This window comes from Streptomyces griseoviridis (assembly GCF_005222485.1).
GTDB lineage: Bacteria > Actinomycetota > Actinomycetes > Streptomycetales > Streptomycetaceae > Streptomyces > Streptomyces hintoniae.
This window is the reverse complement of sequence record NZ_CP029078.1, coordinates 5,121,884-5,139,970: the sequence shown is the minus strand read 5'-3', so window position 1 is coordinate 5,139,970 and position 18,087 is coordinate 5,121,884. Positions and strand designations below refer to the sequence as shown.

The 18,087-nt window shown below is 72.1% G+C and carries 19 protein-coding genes and 1 pseudogene; 5 read left to right on the top strand and 15 right to left on the bottom strand.

The genetic code is table 11. The features are described from left to right. Nucleotides 1-17 precede the first annotated feature (17 nt). Entirely contained in the window at nucleotides 18-467 is a 450-nt protein-coding gene (locus DDJ31_RS22165) for a nucleoside deaminase (protein ID WP_127178600.1), read from the top strand. Nucleotides 468-491: 24 nt separating this feature from the next. Here the strand turns inward: DDJ31_RS22165 and ccsB are convergent, their stop codons facing one another. The 7 genes from ccsB to hemL form a co-directional block, all read right to left on the bottom strand. After that, entirely contained in the window at nucleotides 492-1,580 is a 1,089-nt protein-coding gene (gene ccsB, locus DDJ31_RS22160; RefSeq protein WP_127178601.1) for a c-type cytochrome biogenesis protein CcsB, read from the bottom strand. After that, nucleotides 1,577-3,379: a cytochrome c biogenesis protein ResB gene (resB, locus tag DDJ31_RS22155; protein ID WP_127178602.1), complete on the bottom strand. Its 1,803-nt coding sequence runs from the start codon at nucleotides 3,377-3,379 to the stop codon at nucleotides 1,577-1,579. Before resB ends, ccsB begins: the two co-directional genes overlap by 4 nt. A 3-nt stretch (nucleotides 3,380-3,382) precedes the next feature. Then, complete coding sequence (locus DDJ31_RS22150) at nucleotides 3,383-4,183, bottom strand: cytochrome c biogenesis CcdA family protein (protein ID WP_431029185.1); 801 nt, start codon at nucleotides 4,181-4,183, stop codon at nucleotides 3,383-3,385. A 4-nt stretch (nucleotides 4,184-4,187) separates the two neighbouring features. Continuing rightward, entirely contained in the window at nucleotides 4,188-4,811 is a 624-nt protein-coding gene (locus DDJ31_RS22145) for a TlpA family protein disulfide reductase (RefSeq protein ID WP_127178603.1), read from the bottom strand. A gap of 59 nt (nucleotides 4,812-4,870) precedes the next feature. Then, nucleotides 4,871-6,148 (bottom strand): hypothetical protein, encoded by a 1,278-nt coding sequence (locus DDJ31_RS22140; protein ID WP_127178604.1) that lies wholly within the window; start codon nucleotides 6,146-6,148, stop codon nucleotides 4,871-4,873. 228 nt (nucleotides 6,149-6,376) lie between these two features. Further along, the gene (locus DDJ31_RS22135; RefSeq protein ID WP_127178605.1) at nucleotides 6,377-7,069 is read right to left on the bottom strand and encodes a histidine phosphatase family protein; all 693 of its coding nucleotides are present in this window, start codon (nucleotides 7,067-7,069) and stop codon (nucleotides 6,377-6,379) included. Next, the gene (hemL, locus tag DDJ31_RS22130) at nucleotides 7,066-8,385 is read right to left on the bottom strand and encodes a glutamate-1-semialdehyde 2,1-aminomutase (RefSeq protein WP_127178606.1); all 1,320 of its coding nucleotides are present in this window, start codon (nucleotides 8,383-8,385) and stop codon (nucleotides 7,066-7,068) included. The genes DDJ31_RS22135 and hemL overlap by 4 nt, the downstream gene beginning before the upstream one ends. 316 nt (nucleotides 8,386-8,701) lie before the next feature. Between hemL and DDJ31_RS22125 the strand changes: the two genes are divergently transcribed. Beyond that, complete coding sequence (locus DDJ31_RS22125) at nucleotides 8,702-9,382, top strand: hypothetical protein (RefSeq protein WP_171480883.1); 681 nt, start codon at nucleotides 8,702-8,704, stop codon at nucleotides 9,380-9,382. Nucleotides 9,383-9,643: 261 nt separating this feature from the next. Here the strand turns inward: DDJ31_RS22125 and DDJ31_RS22120 are convergent, their stop codons facing one another. The 3 genes and pseudogenes from DDJ31_RS22120 to DDJ31_RS22110 all read right to left on the bottom strand — a co-directional run bounded on the left by DDJ31_RS22120 (nucleotide 9,644) and on the right by DDJ31_RS22110 (nucleotide 11,432). Continuing rightward, complete coding sequence (locus tag DDJ31_RS22120) at nucleotides 9,644-10,189, bottom strand: flavoprotein (protein ID WP_127178608.1); 546 nt, start codon at nucleotides 10,187-10,189, stop codon at nucleotides 9,644-9,646. Then, nucleotides 10,186-10,448, bottom strand: a pseudogene (locus DDJ31_RS22115) (helix-turn-helix domain-containing protein); the annotation flags it as partial. The pseudogene DDJ31_RS22115 and the gene DDJ31_RS22120, both read right to left, overlap by 4 nt. 30 nt (nucleotides 10,449-10,478) lie before the next feature. Next, nucleotides 10,479-11,432 (bottom strand): LysR family transcriptional regulator, encoded by a 954-nt coding sequence (locus DDJ31_RS22110; RefSeq protein WP_164784914.1) that lies wholly within the window; start codon nucleotides 11,430-11,432, stop codon nucleotides 10,479-10,481. 103 nt (nucleotides 11,433-11,535) lie between these two features. On the opposite strand from DDJ31_RS22110, the gene DDJ31_RS22105 reads away from it, so the two are divergent. Together DDJ31_RS22105 and DDJ31_RS22100 are read left to right on the top strand one after the other, a co-directional pair. After that, nucleotides 11,536-12,429 (top strand): NAD(P)H-binding protein, encoded by an 894-nt coding sequence (locus tag DDJ31_RS22105; RefSeq protein ID WP_127178610.1) that lies wholly within the window; start codon nucleotides 11,536-11,538, stop codon nucleotides 12,427-12,429. 49 nt (nucleotides 12,430-12,478) lie between these two features. Next, nucleotides 12,479-12,844: a darcynin family protein gene (locus DDJ31_RS22100; protein ID WP_127178611.1), complete on the top strand. Its 366-nt coding sequence runs from the start codon at nucleotides 12,479-12,481 to the stop codon at nucleotides 12,842-12,844. 52 nt (nucleotides 12,845-12,896) lie between these two features. Here DDJ31_RS22100 and DDJ31_RS22095 read toward each other — a convergent pair whose 3' ends face one another. Beyond that, complete coding sequence (locus DDJ31_RS22095) at nucleotides 12,897-13,592, bottom strand: TOPRIM nucleotidyl transferase/hydrolase domain-containing protein (protein WP_127178612.1); 696 nt, start codon at nucleotides 13,590-13,592, stop codon at nucleotides 12,897-12,899. Between the two features lie 131 nt (nucleotides 13,593-13,723). Here DDJ31_RS22095 and DDJ31_RS22090 point away from each other — a divergent pair, with 131 nt between their 5' ends. After that, nucleotides 13,724-14,032, top strand: coding sequence for a hypothetical protein (locus DDJ31_RS22090; protein ID WP_171480882.1), 309 nt, complete (start codon nucleotides 13,724-13,726; stop codon nucleotides 14,030-14,032). Here the strand turns inward: DDJ31_RS22090 and DDJ31_RS22085 are convergent. From DDJ31_RS22085 to DDJ31_RS22070, 4 genes are all read right to left on the bottom strand, one after another. After that, nucleotides 13,986-15,425: a sensor histidine kinase gene (locus tag DDJ31_RS22085; protein WP_171480881.1), complete on the bottom strand. Its 1,440-nt coding sequence runs from the start codon at nucleotides 15,423-15,425 to the stop codon at nucleotides 13,986-13,988. The two genes, DDJ31_RS22090 and DDJ31_RS22085, sit on opposite strands and share 47 nt — an antisense overlap. Next, nucleotides 15,426-16,139, bottom strand: a complete 714-nt coding sequence (locus tag DDJ31_RS22080; protein WP_127182659.1) for a response regulator transcription factor — start codon at nucleotides 16,137-16,139, stop codon at nucleotides 15,426-15,428. It abuts the gene before it with no gap. 159 nt (nucleotides 16,140-16,298) lie between these two features. Next, a complete protein-coding gene (locus DDJ31_RS22075) occupies nucleotides 16,299-16,937 on the bottom strand; it encodes a CE1759 family FMN reductase (RefSeq protein WP_127178613.1) in 639 nt (212 codons plus the stop codon). Next, nucleotides 16,934-18,070, bottom strand: a complete 1,137-nt coding sequence (locus DDJ31_RS22070) for an LLM class flavin-dependent oxidoreductase (RefSeq protein ID WP_127178614.1) — start codon at nucleotides 18,068-18,070, stop codon at nucleotides 16,934-16,936. The genes DDJ31_RS22075 and DDJ31_RS22070 overlap by 4 nt, the downstream gene beginning before the upstream one ends. Between the last annotated feature and the right edge of the window lie 17 nt (nucleotides 18,071-18,087).

Sequence of the window (18,087 nt, the reverse complement as noted above, 5' to 3'; positions counted from 1 at the left end):
GCAGGGAGAGTGACCCCATGGATCAGGCACAGGCACACGCGTGGCTCGCCACCGCCGTCGAGGAGGCCCGTGCCGGGCTCGCCGAGGGCGGCATCCCGATCGGCGCGGCCCTCTACGCGGCGGACGGCACCCTGCTGGGCCGCGGCCGCAACCGGCGGGTGCAGGACGGCGATCCGTCCACGCACGCGGAGACGGCCGCGTTCCGGGCGGCGGGCAGGCAGCGCTCGTACCGCGGCACGACGATGGTGACGACCCTCTCGCCCTGCTGGTACTGCTCGGGCCTGGTACGGCAGTTCGGCATCTCCCGGGTGGTGATCGGGGAGGCCGTCACCTTCCGGGGCGGGCACGAGTGGCTCGCCGGGCACGGTGTGCGGATCGTGCTGCTCGACGACCCGGAGTGCGTCGCCCTGCTGGGCGGCTTCGTCGCGGACCACACCGACCTGTGGCACGAGGACATCGGCGAGTGACCCCCGCTCCCGCGGGGGCCGCCGTCACACGCCCGCGTAGGAGTGCTTGCCCGTGACGAAGATGTTGACGCCGTAGTAGTTGAACAGCCAGCAGCCGAACGCGATCAGCGCCAGGTAGGCGGCCTTGCGGCCCTTCCAGCCGGCCGTCGCGCGGGCGTGCAGGTAGCCCGCGTAGGCGACCCAGGTGATGAACGACCAGGTCTCCTTGGGGTCCCAGCCCCAGTAGCGGCCCCACGCGTCGCCGGCCCAGATCGCGCCCGCGATGATCGTGAACGTCCACAGCGGGAAGACGGCCGCGTTGATCCGGTAGGCGAACTTGTCGAGCGACGCCGACGCGGGCAGCCGTTCCATCACGGAGGTGGCGAAGGTGCCGGGCTGTCCGCCGCCCGCGAGCTTGCTCTCGTACGAGTCCTTGAAGAGGTACAGGATCGTCGCGACCGCGCCGACGTAGAAGACCGCGCCGCACAGGATCGCCGTGGAGACGTGGATGTACAGCCAGTACGAGTGCAGGGCGGGCACCAGCTGGTCGCTCGCCGTGTACAGGACGGTGACGGCGAGACCCAGGTCGAGCAGGACCGTGGTGGTCAGGAACAGGCCGAGCCAGCGGACGTTCTTGCGCAGCGCGAGCAGCACCAGGTACACGCCGACGGCGACCGTCGAGAAGGTGATGTTGAACTCGTACATGTTGCCCCACGGCGCCCGCTGCACCGACAGGGCCCGGGTGAGGACACCCGCGAACTCGACGAGGAACGCGAGCACCGTGAGCGAGATGGCGATCCGCCCGTACAGGTCGCCCTGTTCGTCGCCGCCGTGCGCGCCGGGCCCGTCGGGCACGTCGCGCGAGCCGGTCGCGGCCCGTACGACGACCTGCGGCCGCTCCAGGACGGCCGTCCCGCCGGCCTGCTGCACGGTGACGGCGGGCGCGGCAGCCTTCTTCCTCGCCGTCGTGCCGTCGGTCAGCGCGGCGGCCGTGCGGGCGACCTTGCTGCGGCTGCCGAAGAGCCATTCGGCGATGTACGCGAAGAAGGCCAGGGTGTAGACGGCCATCGACGAGTAGATCAGCGTGTTGCTGAGGTTCGCGAGGTGTTCGTTGGTGGCGGCGGCGAGGATCACTGCTGCTCAGCCCCTTCGGGGGGTGCGACTGGCGAGTCGGAGGAATCTGCGGGTTCGGCGGGACCGGCGGTGTGCGCCGGGTCTGCGGGGGCGGTGGGGTCGTCGGCCCCGGGCGGGGCCGCCGTCCCGTCGTAGAGGACGCCGGCGAGGTCGCCCAGCTCCTCCGGGACCTTCGCGGACTCGCTGCGGCCGAGCCCGGCCATCTCCACGACGGTGACGCCGTCCGGGCCCTCGGTGGCACGCACCCAGACCCGGCGGCGCTGGATGAACAGCGAGGCGGCCAGACCGAAGATCGCGGTGAGGGCGCCGCCGAGCGCCCAGCCGCTGCCGGGCTGCCGGGTGACCTGGAAGTTCGCCCACTCCTTGATCCCCTTCTCGAAGGTGATCGAGCCGGCGCCGTCCGGGAGCTTCATCGTCTCGCCCGGCTTCAGGTTCACCCGCAGCGTCTGGCCCTTGCTGTCCTTGAACGCCTTCAGGTTCTTCTTGTCGAGCTGGTAGACGCTCTGCGGGATGCCCGCGTCGACACCGAGGTCGCCGTGGTAGGCGGCCAGGTTGAGGATCGGGTTGAGCAGCGCGGGGAACTGCGAGACGACGGCCGTGTTCTTGCCGCCGTAGGACGGCAGGAAGAACGCCTGGAAGCCGAGCTGCTCCTTGGCGCCCTTGGCGTCGCGGTAGCCGTCCATCACCTTGATCGCGCCGGACGACGTGACGTTCGAGTCGAGCGGCAGCAGCGGCACCGCCTCGCGGTAGACGACGGCGCCCTTGCCGTCCCTGACGGTGACGACGGGCGCGTAGCCGTGGGCGGTGAGGTACACCTTCGAGTCGCCGATCTCCAGCGGCTCGTTGACCTTGATGAGGCTCTTCTCGTCCTTGCCGTAGGCGCCGACGCTGTAGGTGACGCCCGCCTGGTAGGTGCGCGGGGTGCCGCGGTTGGGGCCGGTCTCCTCGTAGGTGCCCTGGAACGTGTCGAGGCGGAAGCTGAACGGGTCCAGGTCGTCCTGGGTGAAGAGGTTGCCCGACTTGAAGTCGTCGTACTGGGTGAGGGTGTTGGAGAACCCGTCGCCCTCGACGATCAGCTTGTTGCCCTCCGACTTGAACAGCTGGCCCCAGGCGAAGGCGGTCAGCATCACGATGAGGGCGAGGTGGAAGGCGAGGTTGCCGACCTCGCGCAGATAGCCCTTCTCTGCGGCGACGGCGTCGCCCGCGAGGTGCGCCCGGAAGCGGCGCCTGCGCAGCAGGGCGAGCGCGGCCTGACTGATCTCCTCGGGGCGGGCCCCGCTGCGCCAGGTGGTGTAGGCGGGCAGCCGGTTCAGCCGCTTGGGCGCGCCCGGCGGCCGGCCGCGCAGCTGTCCGACGAACTGCCAGGTGCGCGGGACGATGCAGCCGATGAGGGAGACGAACAGCAGGATGTAGATCGCGGAGAACCACACCGAGCTGTAGACGTGGAAGAGGCCGAGCCGGTCGTAGACCGGTGCGAGGAGGGTGTGGGCCGCGCGGAAGTCGGCGACCTTCGTCTCGTCGGTGCCGCTCTGCGGGATCAGCGAGCCGGGGATCGCGCCGAGCGACAGCAGCAGGAGCAGCAGCAGCGCGATCCGCATCGAGGTGAGCTGCCGCCAGAACCAGCGGGCCCAGCCGATGACGCCGAGCCCCGGGTGGGGCGCGTCCTCGCGGGGGGCGGTGGACAGCTGGGAGCCGGCGGCGCTGACGTCCTGGTCCTCGGCGGGCGCGGCACCCGGGCGGGCGTCCGGGCCGGCGGTGGGCGCGGCGGCCTCGGGCCCCGTCTTGGAAGGCGTGCTCATCGATCAGATCCCCACAGTGAAGCCGTTGGACCAGGTCTGCATCTCCTGCACCAGGGAGTCCCAGGCGCCGGTGAGCAGCAGCAGGCCGGTCACGATCATCATCGTGCCGCCGATCCGCATGACCCAGACATAGTGCCGTTTGACCCAGCCGAAGGCGCCGAGTGCCTTGCGGAAGGCGACCGCCGCGAGCACGAAGGGCACGCCGAGACCCACACAGTAGGCGACGGTCAGCAGGGCGCCGCGGCCCGCGCTCGACTGCTGGGTGGAGAGCGCGAGCACCGCGGCCAGGGTCGGTCCGATGCAGGGCGTCCAGCCGATGCCGAACAGGGCGCCGAGCAGCGGGGCGCCGATCAGGCCGGTGACCGGCCGCTTGTGCAGGCGGAACTCGCGCTGGGTCATCCAGGGCATGAGCCCCATGAAGAAGACGCCCATCAGGATCATGAGGACGCCGAGCACCTTCGACAGGACGCCCCGGCTCTCCTGGAGGGTGTCGCCGAAGAAACCGAAGAGGGCGCCGCTGGAGACGAAGACGGCGGTGAAGCCGAGGACGAAGAGGGAGGCGCCGGCGACCATCCGGCCGCGCCTGGCCTCGGCCAGGTCGGTGCCGGTGACCCCGGTGACGTAGGAGAGGTAGCCGGGCACCAGCGGCAGCACGCACGGGGAGAAGAAGGAGACGAGTCCGCCGAGCATGGCGATCGGCAGGGCGGCCAGCAGGGCGCCGTTGAAGACGGTGCCGTTGAGCGAGGTGCCGCCGTAGCCGGTCGCGGCGAGGGCGGTGGCGGGGCTCGCGAGGGCGGCGGTGATCACGTCACTTCTCCGCGAGGACCGGGGCGAGCATGGCGCGCAGTTTCTCCTCGCTGAGCGCCTGGAGGGTGCGCGCGGCGATCCTGCCCTGCCGGTCGATGATCAGCGTGGAGGGGATGGCCTGCGGGTTGAGGGTGCCCTTCTTGAAGCGGAGCATCAGCTTCCCCGTCGGGTCGTACAGGCTGGGGTAGCTGACCCCGTACTCCTTCTCGAAGGCCCTGGCCGGGCCGGTGCTGGTGTCGCGGGTGTTGATGCCGACGAACTGCACGCCGGCGCCGGTGTCCTTGACGTCCTGGTAGACGGTCTCGAAGTTCTTGGCCTCGGCGCGGCAGGGCGGGCACCAGGAGCCCCAGACGTTGATGACGACGACCTTGCCCCGGTAGTCGTCGACGTCGAGCTGTCTGCCGTCGACGGTCTCGCCCGAGAGGTCGGGGGCGTCGGCGCGTTCGCCCTTCTTCGCCGTGGCGACGCCGTCGGCGCCGGTGACGAAGTTGGTGTCGCCCGAGCCACCGGACGTTCCGCCGGAGCCGCAGGCGGTGAGGGTCAGCGCGGCGGCGGCTGCCGCGGCGCTGAGCAGGGCGGCACGGCTACGGGGCGAGCGCAGGGGGGCGCGGCTGGCGGCACTCATGTGAAAAGTTTCGCATGCCCGTTCTGAGGATCTTGCGCACCCCCCTCGCGGTCCGCGTCTCAGGCGGCCTGTCCGGAAGAGGTGGAGGTGGGGGCGTCGTCCTTGAGGAAGGTCTTCCAGCCGCCGGCGGGTGCCTGCCCGACGTCGAGGGTGCGGAGCTTGGCGAGCACCTCGGGCTTCTGGACGTCCATCCAGTCGACGAACTGCCGGAAGGAGACGAGCCGCACGTCCTCGCCCTTCTCCTTCTCCCGGGCGATGTGCTTGAAGGCCTCCTCGACGGAGTCCATGTAGATGCCGCCGTTCCACTGCTCGAAGTGGTTGCCGACGAAGAACGGCGCCCGGTTGCTCTCGTACGCCCGCCGGAAGCCGGCGATGTAGGCCTGTGCGGACTGCTTGCGCCAGCCGGGGTAGTTGTGGGCGGGCGCCTTGGTGGAGTTCACGGACTGGTTGGCCAGCATGTTGTAGTCCATGGACAGCACCTCGAAGCTGTGGCCGGGGAACGGGATCTGCTGGAGGGGCAGGTCCCAGATGCCGAGCCGCTTGACGGGCCAGGTCTGCCGGCCGCCGGGCGAGGAGGCGTCGTAGCGCCAGCCGAGGTCCTTGGCGGTGGGCAGCAGGTTGTTCTGGCCGAGCAGGCAGGGGGTGCGGCCGCCGACGAGTTCCTTCTCGTAGTCGAAGGGCAGCGACGGCAGGTCGCTCCAGCCGGTGTTGGTGCGCCACTCCTTGACGAACGCCTTGGCCTGGTCGATCTCGCTGCGCCACTGCTGGGGGGTCCAGTTGCCGACGGTGCCGGTGCCGGCGCAGAAGTGGCCGTTGAAGTGGGTCCCGATCTCGTGGCCTTCGAGCCAGGCGCGGCGCACGTTGGTGAGGGTCGCCTTGACGTGCTCGTCGGTGAGGTAGCCGATGTCGGAGGCGCCGCGCGGGTTGTTCGGCGGGTTGTACAGCCGCTTCTTCGACTCGGGGAGCAGGTAGAGCCCGGAGAGGAAGAAGGTCATGTGCGCGCCGTGCTGCTCGGCGAGGTCGAGGAAGCGCGGGAAGAGGCCGTTGCCGACCTCGCCCGCGCCGTCCCAGGAGAAGATCACGAACTGCGGCGGGGTCTGGCCGGGCTCCAGCGGTTCGGGGCTCGCGGGCTGGTGGGGCTGCTTGCCGGTGAAGGCGGTCGAGCCGTCGCCGATGGGGCGCGCGGGGTGTCCGCTGCTGCCTGAGGGGCTCGGCTCGGAACCGGCCGCGTGGCTGGAACCGTCCGACGACGTGAGGCCGCCGCAGGCCGAGAGGCCGACGGTCGCCGCGGCTCCCGCGCCGAGACCGAGCATTCCCCTGCGAGAGAGCGAGCGCATTACATCCCCGATTCGTCATTTCCTGTGATGGTCACCCAGTCAGAGGAGATGACGAACGCGGAGGTTCCAGATCAGAGTATGAATATCGTAATAAAGGTCACGAAAGCGCGAAGGGGCACCACGCGCCCCACGCGCCACACCCCTGTCACGCGGCTCCTGCGTGACACGCGGCACGCGGGACGCGGGCGCCCCGGACCCGACCCCGGCCTGAGTACCGGTCAGACCACGTCAGGCCCCGAACGCCTTGCCCTGCCCCGGCTGCCCCTTGACCGGCTTCGCGCCGGCCAGCAGATGGACCGGGACCAGGTCGCGGGCGGGCTCGCTGTAGCCGACCGAGACGATCCGGTCGCCCTCGTAGGTGAACGTCGTCAGGGAGGCCAGGGTGCACTGCCGCTTGCGCGGGTCGTGCCACAGCCGCCGCCGCTCGACGTACGAGCGCACGATCCAGATCGGCAGCTGATGGCTGACGAGGACCGCCTCGTGGCCGCGCGCCGCGTCCCTGGCCGCCTCCAGCGCCCCGGTCATCCGCACCACCTGGTCGACATAGGGCTCGCCCCAGGACGGCTTGAACGGGTTGACGAGGTGCTTCCAGTTCTCGGGCCTGCGCAGCGCGCCGTCCCCGACCCCGAAGGTCTTGCCCTGGAAGACGTTCTCGGCCTCGATCAGCCGCGCGTCCGTGCCGAGGTCGAGGCCGTGCGCCTTGGCGATCGGCGTCGCCGTCTCCTGCGCCCGCTCCAGCGGGGAGGCGACGACCCGGGTGACGTCACGGGAGGCGAGGTGCTCGGCCACCCGCTCCGCCATCCGCCGGCCGAGATCGGACAGGTGGTACCCGGGCAGCCGCCCGTAGAGCACCCCTTCCGGGTTGGCGACCTCGCCGTGCCGCATCACGTGGACGACGGTGATGTCCTTCTCGCTGCTCATGCTGAGGTGGCCTCCGCCGCCGCTCGGGCCGCCGCCGGGAGGGCGTCGGCGATCCGCTGTACCGCCCGCTCGTCGTGGGCCGTGGACACGAACCAGGACTCGAAGGACGAGGGCGGCAGATACACGCCCTGCGCCAGCATCGAGTGGAAGAACGCGGTGTACCGGAACGACTCCTGTGCCTTCGCGCCCTCGTAGTCGCGCACCTCGCGGTCCGTGAAGAAGACGGAGAACATGTTGGAGGCGTTCTGCACCCGGTGGGCGACCCCCTCCTTGGCCAGCGCCTCGCCGACCAGGGACCGCAGCCGCGCGGAGACGGCGTCGACGACACCGTAGGCGGCGTCGTCGAGCAGCCGCAGCTGGGCCAGTCCCGCCGCGGTCGCGATCGGGTTCCCCGACAGCGTCCCGGCCTGGTAGACGGGCCCGGCGGGCGCGAGGTGCGCCATGACGTCGGCCCGCCCGCCGAACGCGGCGGCCGGGAACCCGCCGCCCATGACCTTGCCGAAGGTCATGAGGTCGGGGACGACACCGTCGACCCCGAACCAGCCGCTGCGGCTGGTCCTGAACCCGGTCATCACCTCGTCGGAGACGAAGAGGGCGCCGTGCTCCGCGCAGAGGTCCTTGAGCCCCTGGTTGAAGCCGGGCAGCGGCGGCACGACACCCATGTTCCCCGGCGACGCCTCGGTGATCACACAGGCGATCTCGCCGGGGTGCAGCCGGAAGGCCTCCCGCACGGCGTCCAGGTCGTTGTACGGCAGGACGATGGTGTCGCCTGCCTGCGCGCCCGTGACACCCGGGGTGTCGGGCAGCGCGAAGGTGGCGACGCCGGAGCCGGCCGCGGCCAGCAGCGAGTCCACGTGACCGTGGTAGCAGCCCGCGAACTTGACCACCTTGGCCCGCCGGGTGAAGCCGCGGGCGAGGCGGATGGCGGACATGGTGGCCTCGGTGCCGCTGGACACCAGCCGGACCTGCTCGACCGGCCCGACCCGCTCGACGATCGCCTCGCCGAGGGCGACCTCGCCCTCGCCGGGGGTGCCGAAGGAGGTGCCGCGCCCGACGGCCTCCTGCACGGCGGCGATCACCTCGGGGTGCGCGTGGCCGAGGATCATCGGGCCCCAGGAGCAGACCAGGTCGACGTACTCGCGCCCGTCCGCGTCGGTCAGGTACGGCCCGGTCCCTGACACCATGAACCGGGGCGTGCCGCCGACCGCGCGGAAGGCGCGCACCGGGGAGTTCACGCCCCCGGGCGTGACCACGGCCGCGCGGTCGAACAGGGCCTGCGAGGCAGGCGCATCGTATGGATAGGGCAGTTCGGTCATGACCTGCGACGTCTCCGACTTCTGGGGATTCTCGGTATTTCTCGGACTCCGGTTGTCTGTGACCTCCTCAGGGTAGGCCAGGCCGCTCGGACCCCAGGGGGCGCCGCCGATCTGCGAAACTGAGACCTGATACACACAGCGCAGACGGCCTTCCTGTCCGTAAGAAGGTACGAGGGACCGCTCCGGGGCTGCGAAGATCCTGCGGACAGGTGTTTCACCGCACGTTTCGGCGGGCGGCCGTGGGGGAGGTCACTGACACGATGATCGGGTTGCGCGGCGGGGGCCACGCGTCCTAGAAAAGCAGTCGGGTGGAGATATGCATCGCGGTGGCGGACTGGGCGAAGGGACCGATGACCTGGGTCCTCGACGTGCCCGGCGGGGAAGGCACCGACGCGACGCCGAGGAGGCGGCCGAGGCACTCCAGGAACGCAAGGACGTGCCGGGTGAGTCGGAACGACGCGACCGACGTATGGACCGTATGGACCGTATGGATCGCAAGGACCAGAAGAACGAACGCGGGGTCGACCGTCCCGGGGCCGGGAGCAGGAATGGTGGTCGGGTGGGGGTGACCTACAAATACTTCGGCGCGCCCGACGGCGCGACCGCGGCCCGCGTCCCGATCTCGATGCGCCCCGAGGAACTGGGCGGCGACGAGCTGGGCATGAACGGCATGTTCACGAAGATCAAGCCGGAGACGATGGCCGCGATGGTCCTCACCGGCATCGAGGGCGTCCCCCTCCACAAGGTCCCGCCCCTCGAACTGGTCGTCCTGCACCCGGACTACGCGGTGGTCAAACTCCCCATGACGGTCGTGGACCCCCTGCGCGGCATAGGCGAGGAGGCGGTGGGCGCGGCGGCGTTCATCTGGTCGACGGTCCCGGACCGCGGGGGGCCGCGGGACGCGTTCAATGTGTACCAACTGCTGCATGAGTGGCAGGACTTCAGCCATCGGCTGCATGAGGCGGGGCATCAGCCTTATTGCCTTGTGTGGCCGTGAGGCGAGGGTTCGCGGGTGATGGGCGGGGTCTTCGGGCCTCGCCCTTTGTGATGGCGGGGAGGGGCCGTCGGGCGATCCGGGAAGGGTTCGTCGATCGCCTTGCGCACCCACGTGCCGTGGACGGTGCCCGCAGCCCCGCCCGCCGGGACCCACACGTGGCATGCGACGGCCCGGCGTGCCGGTCCACCGGGCGGCGGCCATCGCTCGGCCACCGCAGGGTTCACCGACACGGCGGCGCCCATTTCAGGCGGGGGGGGGCGATCAGGCCGGGGCGGACAGCTTGGGCGCGAGGAGTTCCAGGGCTTCCTCCCAGCGGTAGCGGTCGGCCCCGCCGCCGGCCTTCGGCCGATGCGGTTCGTACGAGCCGATCAGGACACCCATACCGCGGAGCCGTTCCAGGCTCTGGCGGTACGCGGGGTGGGCGGCCTGGGCCGAGTTCAGGTACGGCAGCACGGCGACCGGGATGTCCATGGCGGGTGCTTCGCACAGGACGCCCAGGGCGAGATTGTCGGAGATCCCGGCGGCCCACTTGTTGACGGTGTTGAAGCTGGCCGGGGCGACCGCGATGGCGTCCGCGGGCCGGGTCGGGCGCGGTTCACCCGGTGACCGCCAGGCCGAGCGGACGGGGCGGCCGGTCTGGGTCCCGACCACCTCCACGTCGAGGAAGCCGAGTCCTTGTGGGGTGGCGATGACACCGACGTCCCAGCGGCGTTCCTGTGCCGCGGTGATCAGCTTGCCGACGTCGGCGGCGACCCCGGCCGCGCACACCACGATCTGCAGGAACGGCTTGTCGGGCTGATCACTCACGCGGGCACTCCCAGTCGGCGGCTGAAGTGGTGCAGTTCGGGCAGGGCCCGGCGGCGGTCGCGGGCTGCCATGTCGGCGACCAGTTCGCGTACGGCCGGGCGGCGGATGTCCTGTGCCGCGCAGCTCTCGGCGATACGCAGGGCCTGGTAGCCCTCGGCGAGCCTGCCCCGCTGACTGTAGGCGCGGGCGGTCTCCACCCACAGCGCGGCCCGGCGCTCGGGGCCGGAATGTGCCGCCGCACGAGCGGCCTCGCGGGTTCGGGATATCCGTTTCCTGCCGTGACTTCTCGTCAACCGGCCTGTCCAGCCGTCGCGTTCAGTGCCCGCCTCACCGCCCCGCGGAGCCAGTGGTGGGCTCCGTCCGCCGCGTGGCGGGGGTGCCAGGCCATTCCCATCTTCAACGGGGGGAGCGTCAGGGGGATTTCGAGGAGGGTCAGGCCCAGGGTCGTCGCCTCGTCGGTGAGGGGGGACGGGGTCGCGCCGGGGAGGGCGGCGGGGACCAGGCAGACGAGGTCGCTGCGGGCCGCGAGGGTCATCGCGGGCAGGTGGCCCGGCAGGACGACGCTCACCCGCCGCCGCAGGCCGTGTTCGGCCAGGGCGGTGTCAAGGGGCCCGGTGAAGCGCCCGCGGCGGCTGACCGTGACGTGTTCGGCGGCGGCCAGCGCGGCCGGGGTCAGGGGCGCCTCGGTGAGGGGGTGGCCGGGGCGGACGGCCGCCATCATGCGCAGGCTGACCAGTTCCTCGACCCGGGTCTCCGGGTCGGCGTGGTCGATGGCTCCGACCTCCAGGTCGATCCGGCCGAGGCGCAGGGCGGGGCCGGCCTCCAGCTCCTCGGCCCGCAGCCGGAACGAGACGCCCGGCGCCTCCCGCCGGGCCAGTCGCAGCAGCCCCGGGGCCAGCGCCGCGCCGACCAGGTCGGCCGCCTGGACGGTGAAGGTGCTGCGCAGGGTCGCGGGGTCGACCCCGCTACCGGGGCTGAGCAGCTCGCCGAGGCCGCGCACCACCGCGGCCGCCTCCTCCCGCAGGGCCTGGGCGCGCGGTGTGGGGACCATCGTCTGGCCCGCCCTGACCAGCAGCGGGTCCTGGAGGACGCGGCGCAGCCTGGCCAGGGTGCGGCTCATGGCGGCGGGCGAGGTGTGCAGCCGCGCGGCGGCGCGGGTCACGCTGTTCTCGGCCAGCAGGGCATCGAGCGCTACGGCGAGATTGGCGTCGATGACCGGATCTGCGCTGTTCACCAGCATCATTCCATTTCAGTCAATGATTCCGTGCTGAAGTTCCCATTGTGGCAACACGGGGGGACTCCGCAGGATGAGGGGCGTACCCACCCCCACGACCTGCGAGGTTCGCATGATCGTCATCACCGCCCCGACCGGGAACATCGGCCGCCGGCTGCTCTCCCGACTCCTGGAGTCCGCCCCCGCCGCGGGCGAGGAACTCCGCGTGATCGTCCGCGATCCCGCCCGGCTCCCGGACGCCGTCCGCGACCGCGTCGACGTGGTCACCGGCTCGCACGGCGACGCCGAGGTCGTCGACCGGGCCTTCGCGGGCGCCGACGCCGTCTTCTGGCTGGTGCCCCCGGACGCCTCCCGCACCCCCGACGCGGCCTACACCGGCTTCACCCGGCCCGCCGCGCGGGCCCTGGCCGCCCATGGCGTCGGTCACGTCGTCGGGGTCTCCGCGCTCGGCCGCGGCACCCCGGTCGCCGACCGGGCCGGTCTCGTCACCGCGACCTTCGCCATGGACGACCTGCTCGCCGGCACCGGTGCCGCGTACCGGGCGCTGGCCAACCCGTCCTTCTTCGAGAACCTCCTGGAGGAGGCCGACTCGATCCGCGAGAAGGGTGTCTTCACCGACTCCGTCGACGCCGGCCGCAAGGCCCCGCTCGTCGCCGTCGACGACATCGCGGCCGTCGCCGCCGGTCTGCTCCTCGACCGCTCGTGGACCGGCACGGACAGCGTCCCGGTCCTCGGCCCCGAGGACCTCTCCCCCGACGACCTCGCCCGCATCATGACGGAGCGGCTCGGCCGCCCCGTCCGCTACGAGCGCGAGCCACTGGACGAGGTGTACACGACCCTGACCGGCTACGGCCTCGACCCCGCGTTCGTGCAGGGGATCGTCGACATGAAGTCGGCCAAGGACCAGGGCCTGGACGCGGGGGTCGCCCGCACCGCGGACACGGCGTCCCCCACCACGTTCGCGCAGTGGTGCGAGCGGACCCTGAAGCCCGCCGTCCTTTCCTGAACTCCCCCACCGCAGACATCACTTGACGCCCGATCTGAGGAGCACCCCCATGTCCACCACCCGAACCGCGCCGCCCGTCACGGCGTTCATGCTCGTCAAGACCACCCCTGAATGGCTCGCCATGACCGTCGAGGAGCGGGTGGCCGCCTTCACCGAGCAGGTCGTCCCGGCCGTCAAGGCGAAGACCAGCGGCGTCCGGTCCCGGTTCTACGACACGGAGTTCTACTCCGCGCGCGTCACCGACGTCTGGGTCTGGGAGGCGGACGACCACGAGGCGTACCAGCTCCTCGTCGACGCGCTGCGCGAAACCACGTTCTGGGACCGCTACTTCGAGGTCGTCGACCTGCTGGTCGGTACGGAGAACGGGTACGCCCGCACCTACGGGGTCGACGCGGTGACGACGATCTCCACGTGACACCGCCCGAGTCGGTACCGCCCGCGTCGGCACCGCCCGCGTCGGGGCTCTCTCACAGGCTCGTCAGCAGCCGTCGCAGCGGGACCGGTACCTGCGCCGGGTCGAGGGCCTCGGCGAGGAGGCGGCCGTAGCGGATCTTGCGGCCCTTCTTGGTGCCGAGGAAGCGCCGCATCCGCTGCCGCGGGGACCGGTCCCGCTGCGCGGGCTGGCGCACGAAGGTCCGCCAGGCCGGGAGGTCGCCCTCGACGCGGACCACCTCCTCGACCCGTGGCACGCCGAGGGCGCGGACGAGTTCGTCCTCCAGGTCGCTCACGCAGACGAAGAAGTTCCGGCCCGAAGCGTGCGCCCGTTCCAGGCCGCGGTCGTAGAAGCCGCGCTCACGCTCGTCGCAGAGCCCGGCGAGCGCGAGCCCGAGCCCCGGCGGTCCGAGCAGTCCCGCGTAGCGGGCGATGTTCATCGCCCCGCCCATCGACAGGACGCACACGCCCTCGGCGGCGAGGTCCCGCCCGGTGCGCTCGGCGAGCGCCTCGACGGCGGCGACGTCGCTCGGCCCCTCCAGGAGCACCGCGGTCCGCACCGGCAGCAGCCCGGCCAGCTCGCCGGCCACCTCACCGGCCGCCTCACCGGGGGCGCCCGGCGCTGTCCCGGGGCCATCGGCCGCCGCTCCGCCGGGGCCGTCCGCCGCTCCGCCGGGGCCGCCCGCCGCCCACTCCGTGACGGCGTTCCGGAACGCCCTCATGTCCGCCATGGGGGCGATTCTGCGCTCGGGCGGGCGGGTGACGCACGGGGTTTTCTCCGCGCGCCCGGTGAATCCCCTCCGTGCGGGAATTCTGGCGGTTTCCGGCCACGGCCCTGCCGCACCGGCGTAGCGCCCGCCTGATGAACTACTCGTTCCGCCTCGCGAACCCGGTGGACAGCGGGCGGACACTGCTCCGCGGCCACCGGCAGAGCGCCACCGGCGACCGCAGGGAACGGGAGGCGGCGCGCGGGACGGCGGTGCCGGCGCGGGCCTGCGCGGACGACCCGGCGCGGGAGGTCCGGCCTGGCGTTGCCAGGACCCGCGATCTCGCCGCGCGCCACGACGGCACGCTCGGGCCGCTGGTCACGCGTCGAGCCGCGCCGGGCATCGCGCCCGCCCCCGTCACCCCCCGACCCGGGTGGCCCCCACCGCTCCCCCGCCCACCGTGAACCCGATCACCGAACCCCCGCCCTCCCTGCGCAGGGCGAACGGGGCTCCGCCGTGGGCCAGTGCCACCTCGCGGACGATGGAAAGGCCGAGGCCCGAGCCGGGCAGTGAGCGGGCGTCGGCCGCGCGGTAGAAGCGGTCGAAGACGCGGACGAGGTCGCACTCGGCGATGCCGGGCCCCCGGTCGAGGACCGCGACGCGGACCGCGCCGGGGCGGGCGGGTCCTGTCACGTCGATCTCGATGGGGCCGCCCCGGTCGGGGTCGAACTTGGCGGCGTTCTCGACCAGGTTGGAGATGGCCCGGGTGAGCATCGCAGGCCGCCCGTCGGTGCCGGTGTCGCCGCTCGCCGTGACCGTGATGTCGCGTCCGGTGCGGCGCCTGGCCAGTCCGGCGACGTCCTCGGCGATGTCGGCGAGGTCCACCCGCTGCGGGGGTTCGTTGTCGGACTGCCCGGCGGCGAGGTCGACGAGTTCGTTGACCAGGTCGGTCAGTTCGCGGGCCTCCTGGGAGAGGTCGGCGACCAGGTCGAGCCGGGTGGCGGGCGGGAGTTCGTCGATGCGGCGCAGCAGCGAGATGTTGGTGCGCAGCGAGGTGAGCGGGGTGCGCAGTTCGTGCCCGGCGTCCTGGACGAGGCGGCGCTGGTCCTCCTCGGACTGGGCGAGCCTGCCCAGCATCCGGTCGAAGGCGCGGCCGAGGCGGCCCACCTCGTCGTGGCCTGTGACCGGCACCTCGATGCCGAGGCGGCGGGTGCGGGCGACGTCCTCCGCTGCCGAGGTGAGGATGATCAGGCGCCGGGTGATGCGCCGGGCCAGCCACCAGCCGAAGAGTCCGGCCGCGGTGACGACGGCGGCCATCAGGATGAGGGTGCGCTGCTGGAGCGCCCGCAGCAGGTCCTCGGTGTCGCTGAACTCCTGGGCGACCTGGACCGCGCCGCGTCCGTCGCCGAGCGAGACGGTGGCGACCCGGTAGACGTCCTCGGCGACGTCGACGTCCTTGTGCTCGACGATCCGCCCGGCGGCCCGGTCGCCGGCGACGGCACGGTCGGCGGCGGTGACGGGGAGCCCCGGGTGGCCGCCGTCGACGACCGTGCCGTCGGGGCCGAGCACCTGGACGTCGGTGCGGGCGGGCCGTACGACGTTGTGGCCGGGCGCGGACGGGGTGAAGTCGTCGGGGTTCATCCGGTGCTGGCGCACCTCGTCCCTGACGTCCTGGACGACCTGGTCGAACACCGTCTCCTGGTCGACGCGGACGAGTCGCGCGGCGGCGTTGTAGGAGAGCACGCCGACGAGGACGGTGACGGCGGCGGCGACCGTCGCGAACGACACGGCGAACGTGGTCCGCAGCGAGCGCAGCCCGGGGCGCCGGCCGGCCAGCAGCCGCCGCAGTCGGCCCACTCAGTCCTCCCGCAGCACGTAGCCCACACCGCGCACCGTGTGGATGAGCTGCGGTGCGCCGGGCCGGTCGAGCTTGCGGCGCAGGTAGCCGACGTACACGGCGAGGTTCTTGGAGCCGGGGCCGAAGTCGTAGCCCCAGATGCGGTCATAGATGGTGGAGTGGTCGAGGACGATGCCGGAGTTGCGCACCAGCAGTTCCAGCAGCTCGAACTCGGTGCGGGTCAGCTCGAGTTCGGTCTCGTCGCGCCAGGCGCGGCGGGCCTGGACGTCCATCCGCAGTCCGGCGGCCTCGATCTGCCGGTCGTGGCCCGCGGGCTCCTTGGGGGCGCCGGCCGGGCTCGCGCCCGCGGGCCGGTCGGCGCCGGTGCGGCGCAGCAGGGCGCGCAGCCGGGCGAAGACCTCTTCGACGTCGAAGGGTTTGACGACGTAGTCGTCGGCGCCGGCGTCGAGGCCGGCGATGCGGTCGGCGGTCTCGACGAGCGCGGTGAGCATGAGGATGGGGGTGCGGTCGCCCTCGGCGCGCAGCACCCGGCAGACCTGGAGTCCGTCGATGCCAGGCATCATGACGTCGAGGAGCAGGACGTCCGGCGGGGTCCTGTGGGCCTGTGCGAGCGCCTCGACGCCGTCGGCGACCGCGGTGACCTGGTAGCCCTCCAGGCTCAGGGCCCGTTCCAGGGCGTGGCGGATGGCGCGGTCGTCTTCGGCGAGGAGCACAGTCTGGGACACGGACCCAGTGTGCCAAGGGCGGGGCCGGATCAGCCGGGCCGAGCGGGCCTACGATCACCCTTTTTACCCGGCTCTCACCGTGACGGGGGCAGCGGGCGCGGGACGCCTACCGTCTTCTCACCCTCGGTCTCCTCACCCTCGGTCTCCTCACCCCTGGGTCCTGGCGTCCTCCCGGGCCCGGGGCGGGGCGGTGGGGGCGAGCGCCGCCAGCCGCTCGGCGAACGGCACGACCTCGAAGGCGTCGGCGGTGGCCGGCTTCGCGGGCCTGGCCGCCGCCGCTCCCGCCATCAGGGCGGACAGCTCCGCCGCGGCGCGTTCGACGCGGTCGTCGAGGCCCTCGGCGCCCCAGTCCTCGGACGCGGCGTAGACGCCGGTGGGCGCGACGACGGCCTTCAGGTAGGAGAAGAGGGGGCGCAGGGCGTGGTCGAGGACCAGCGAGTGGCGCGCGGTGCCGCCGGTGGCGGCGATCAGCACCGGCGTCCCGGCCAGCGCCTCCTTGTCGAGGAGGTCGAAGAACGACTTGAACAGCCCGCTGTAGGAGGCGGAGAAGACCGGGGTGACGACGACGAGCCCGTCGGCCGTGGTCACGGCGTCCTGCGCGGCGGCCAGCGCCTTGCCGGGGAAGCCGTTGGTGAAGGCGTGGGCGATCTCCACGGCCAGTTCGCGCACTTCCACGACCTGGACGTCGACGGGGGTGTGCCGCCCCACGGCGGCGGCCAGCCGGTCGGCCAGCAGCCGCGTGGAGGACGGGACGCTCAGCCCCGCCGAGACGACGACGAGCTTCATGCGACGGTCTCCTTCCCGGCGCCCGCCCGGGTGCCGGCGCCCTCGGCCGCCCCGGTGGCCCGTTCGCGGTCGGCGAGCAGCGAGGCGTGGGTGGGGGCGTCCGGCACGCCGGCCGGGCGGTGGTTCGCGAACTCCTTGCGCAGCACGGGCACGACCTCCTCGCCGAGCAGGTCGAGCTGTTCCAGGACGGTCTTCAGGGGCAGGCCCGCGTGGTCCATCAGGAACAGCTGGCGCTGGTAGTCGCCCGCGTAGTCGCGGAAGGCCAGCGTCTTCTCGATGACCTGCTGCGGGGAGCCGACGGTCAGCGGGGTCTGGTCGGTGAAGTCCTCGAGGGACGGTCCGTGCCCGTAGACCGGCGCGTTGTCGAAGTAGGGCCGGAACTCGCGCACGGCCGCCTGCGAGTCGCGGCGCATGAAGACCTGGCCGCCGAGGCCGACGATCGCCTGTTCCGGGGTGCCGTGCCCGTAGTGGGCGTAGCGCTCGCGGTACAGCTCGATCATCCGCTTGGTGTGGTCGGCGGGCCAGAAGATGTTGTTGTGGAAGAAGCCGTCGCCGTAGTAGGCGGCCTGCTCGGCGATCTCCGGGGACCTGATGGAGCCGTGCCAGACGAACGGCGGGACGTCGTCGAGCGGGCGGGGCGTAGAGGTGAAGCCCTGGAGCGGGGTGCGGAACTTGCCCTCCCAGTCGACGACGTCCTCGCGCCAGAGGCGGTGCAGCAGGGCGTAGTTCTCGACGGCGAGGTTGATGCCCTGCCGGATGTCCTTGCCGAACCAGGGGTAGACCGGGCCGGTGTTGCCGCGGCCCATCATCAGGTCGACGCGGCCGTCGGCCAGGTGCTGGAGCATCGCGAAGTCCTCCGCGATCTTCACCGGGTCGTTGGTGGTGATCAGGGTGGTGGAGGTGGACAGCACGAGCTTCTCGGTGCGGGCCGCGATGTAGCCGAGCATGGTGGTGGGGGACGAGGGGACGAACGGCGGGTTGTGGTGCTCGCCGGTCGCGAAGACGTCGAGGCCGACCTCCTCGGCCTTGAGCGCGATGGCGACCATGGCCTTGATCCGCTCACGCTCGGTCGGCGTCCGCCCCGTGGTGGGGTCGGGCGTGACGTCGCCGACGCTGAAGATACCGAACTGCATGGTCGCTCACCCTCCAA

Excerpts from the sequence above, each read along its gene's own strand:
- DDJ31_RS22165 (WP_127178600.1), top strand. The coding sequence starts at position 18 with ATGGATCAGGCACAGGCACACGCGTGGCTCGCCACCGCCGTCGAGGAG.
- resB (WP_127178602.1), bottom strand. The coding sequence starts at position 3,379 with ATGAGCACGCCTTCCAAGACGGGGCCCGAGGCCGCCGCGCCCACCGCC.
- DDJ31_RS22145 (WP_127178603.1), bottom strand. The coding sequence starts at position 4,811 with ATGAGTGCCGCCAGCCGCGCCCCCCTGCGCTCGCCCCGTAGCCGTGCC.
- DDJ31_RS22140 (WP_127178604.1), bottom strand. The coding sequence starts at position 6,148 with ATGCGCTCGCTCTCTCGCAGGGGAATGCTCGGTCTCGGCGCGGGAGCC.
- DDJ31_RS22135 (WP_127178605.1), bottom strand. The coding sequence starts at position 7,069 with ATGAGCAGCGAGAAGGACATCACCGTCGTCCACGTGATGCGGCACGGC.
- hemL (WP_127178606.1), bottom strand. The coding sequence starts at position 8,385 with ATGACCGAACTGCCCTATCCATACGATGCGCCTGCCTCGCAGGCCCTG.
- DDJ31_RS22125 (WP_171480883.1), top strand. The coding sequence starts at position 8,702 with ATGCATCGCGGTGGCGGACTGGGCGAAGGGACCGATGACCTGGGTCCT.
- DDJ31_RS22110 (WP_164784914.1), bottom strand. The coding sequence starts at position 11,432 with ATGATGCTGGTGAACAGCGCAGATCCGGTCATCGACGCCAATCTCGCC.
- DDJ31_RS22105 (WP_127178610.1), top strand. The coding sequence starts at position 11,536 with ATGATCGTCATCACCGCCCCGACCGGGAACATCGGCCGCCGGCTGCTC.
- DDJ31_RS22100 (WP_127178611.1), top strand. The coding sequence starts at position 12,479 with ATGTCCACCACCCGAACCGCGCCGCCCGTCACGGCGTTCATGCTCGTC.
- DDJ31_RS22095 (WP_127178612.1), bottom strand. The coding sequence starts at position 13,592 with ATGGCGGACATGAGGGCGTTCCGGAACGCCGTCACGGAGTGGGCGGCG.
- DDJ31_RS22090 (WP_171480882.1), top strand. The coding sequence starts at position 13,724 with ATGAACTACTCGTTCCGCCTCGCGAACCCGGTGGACAGCGGGCGGACA.
- DDJ31_RS22075 (WP_127178613.1), bottom strand. The coding sequence starts at position 16,937 with ATGAAGCTCGTCGTCGTCTCGGCGGGGCTGAGCGTCCCGTCCTCCACG.
- DDJ31_RS22070 (WP_127178614.1), bottom strand. The coding sequence starts at position 18,070 with ATGCAGTTCGGTATCTTCAGCGTCGGCGACGTCACGCCCGACCCCACC.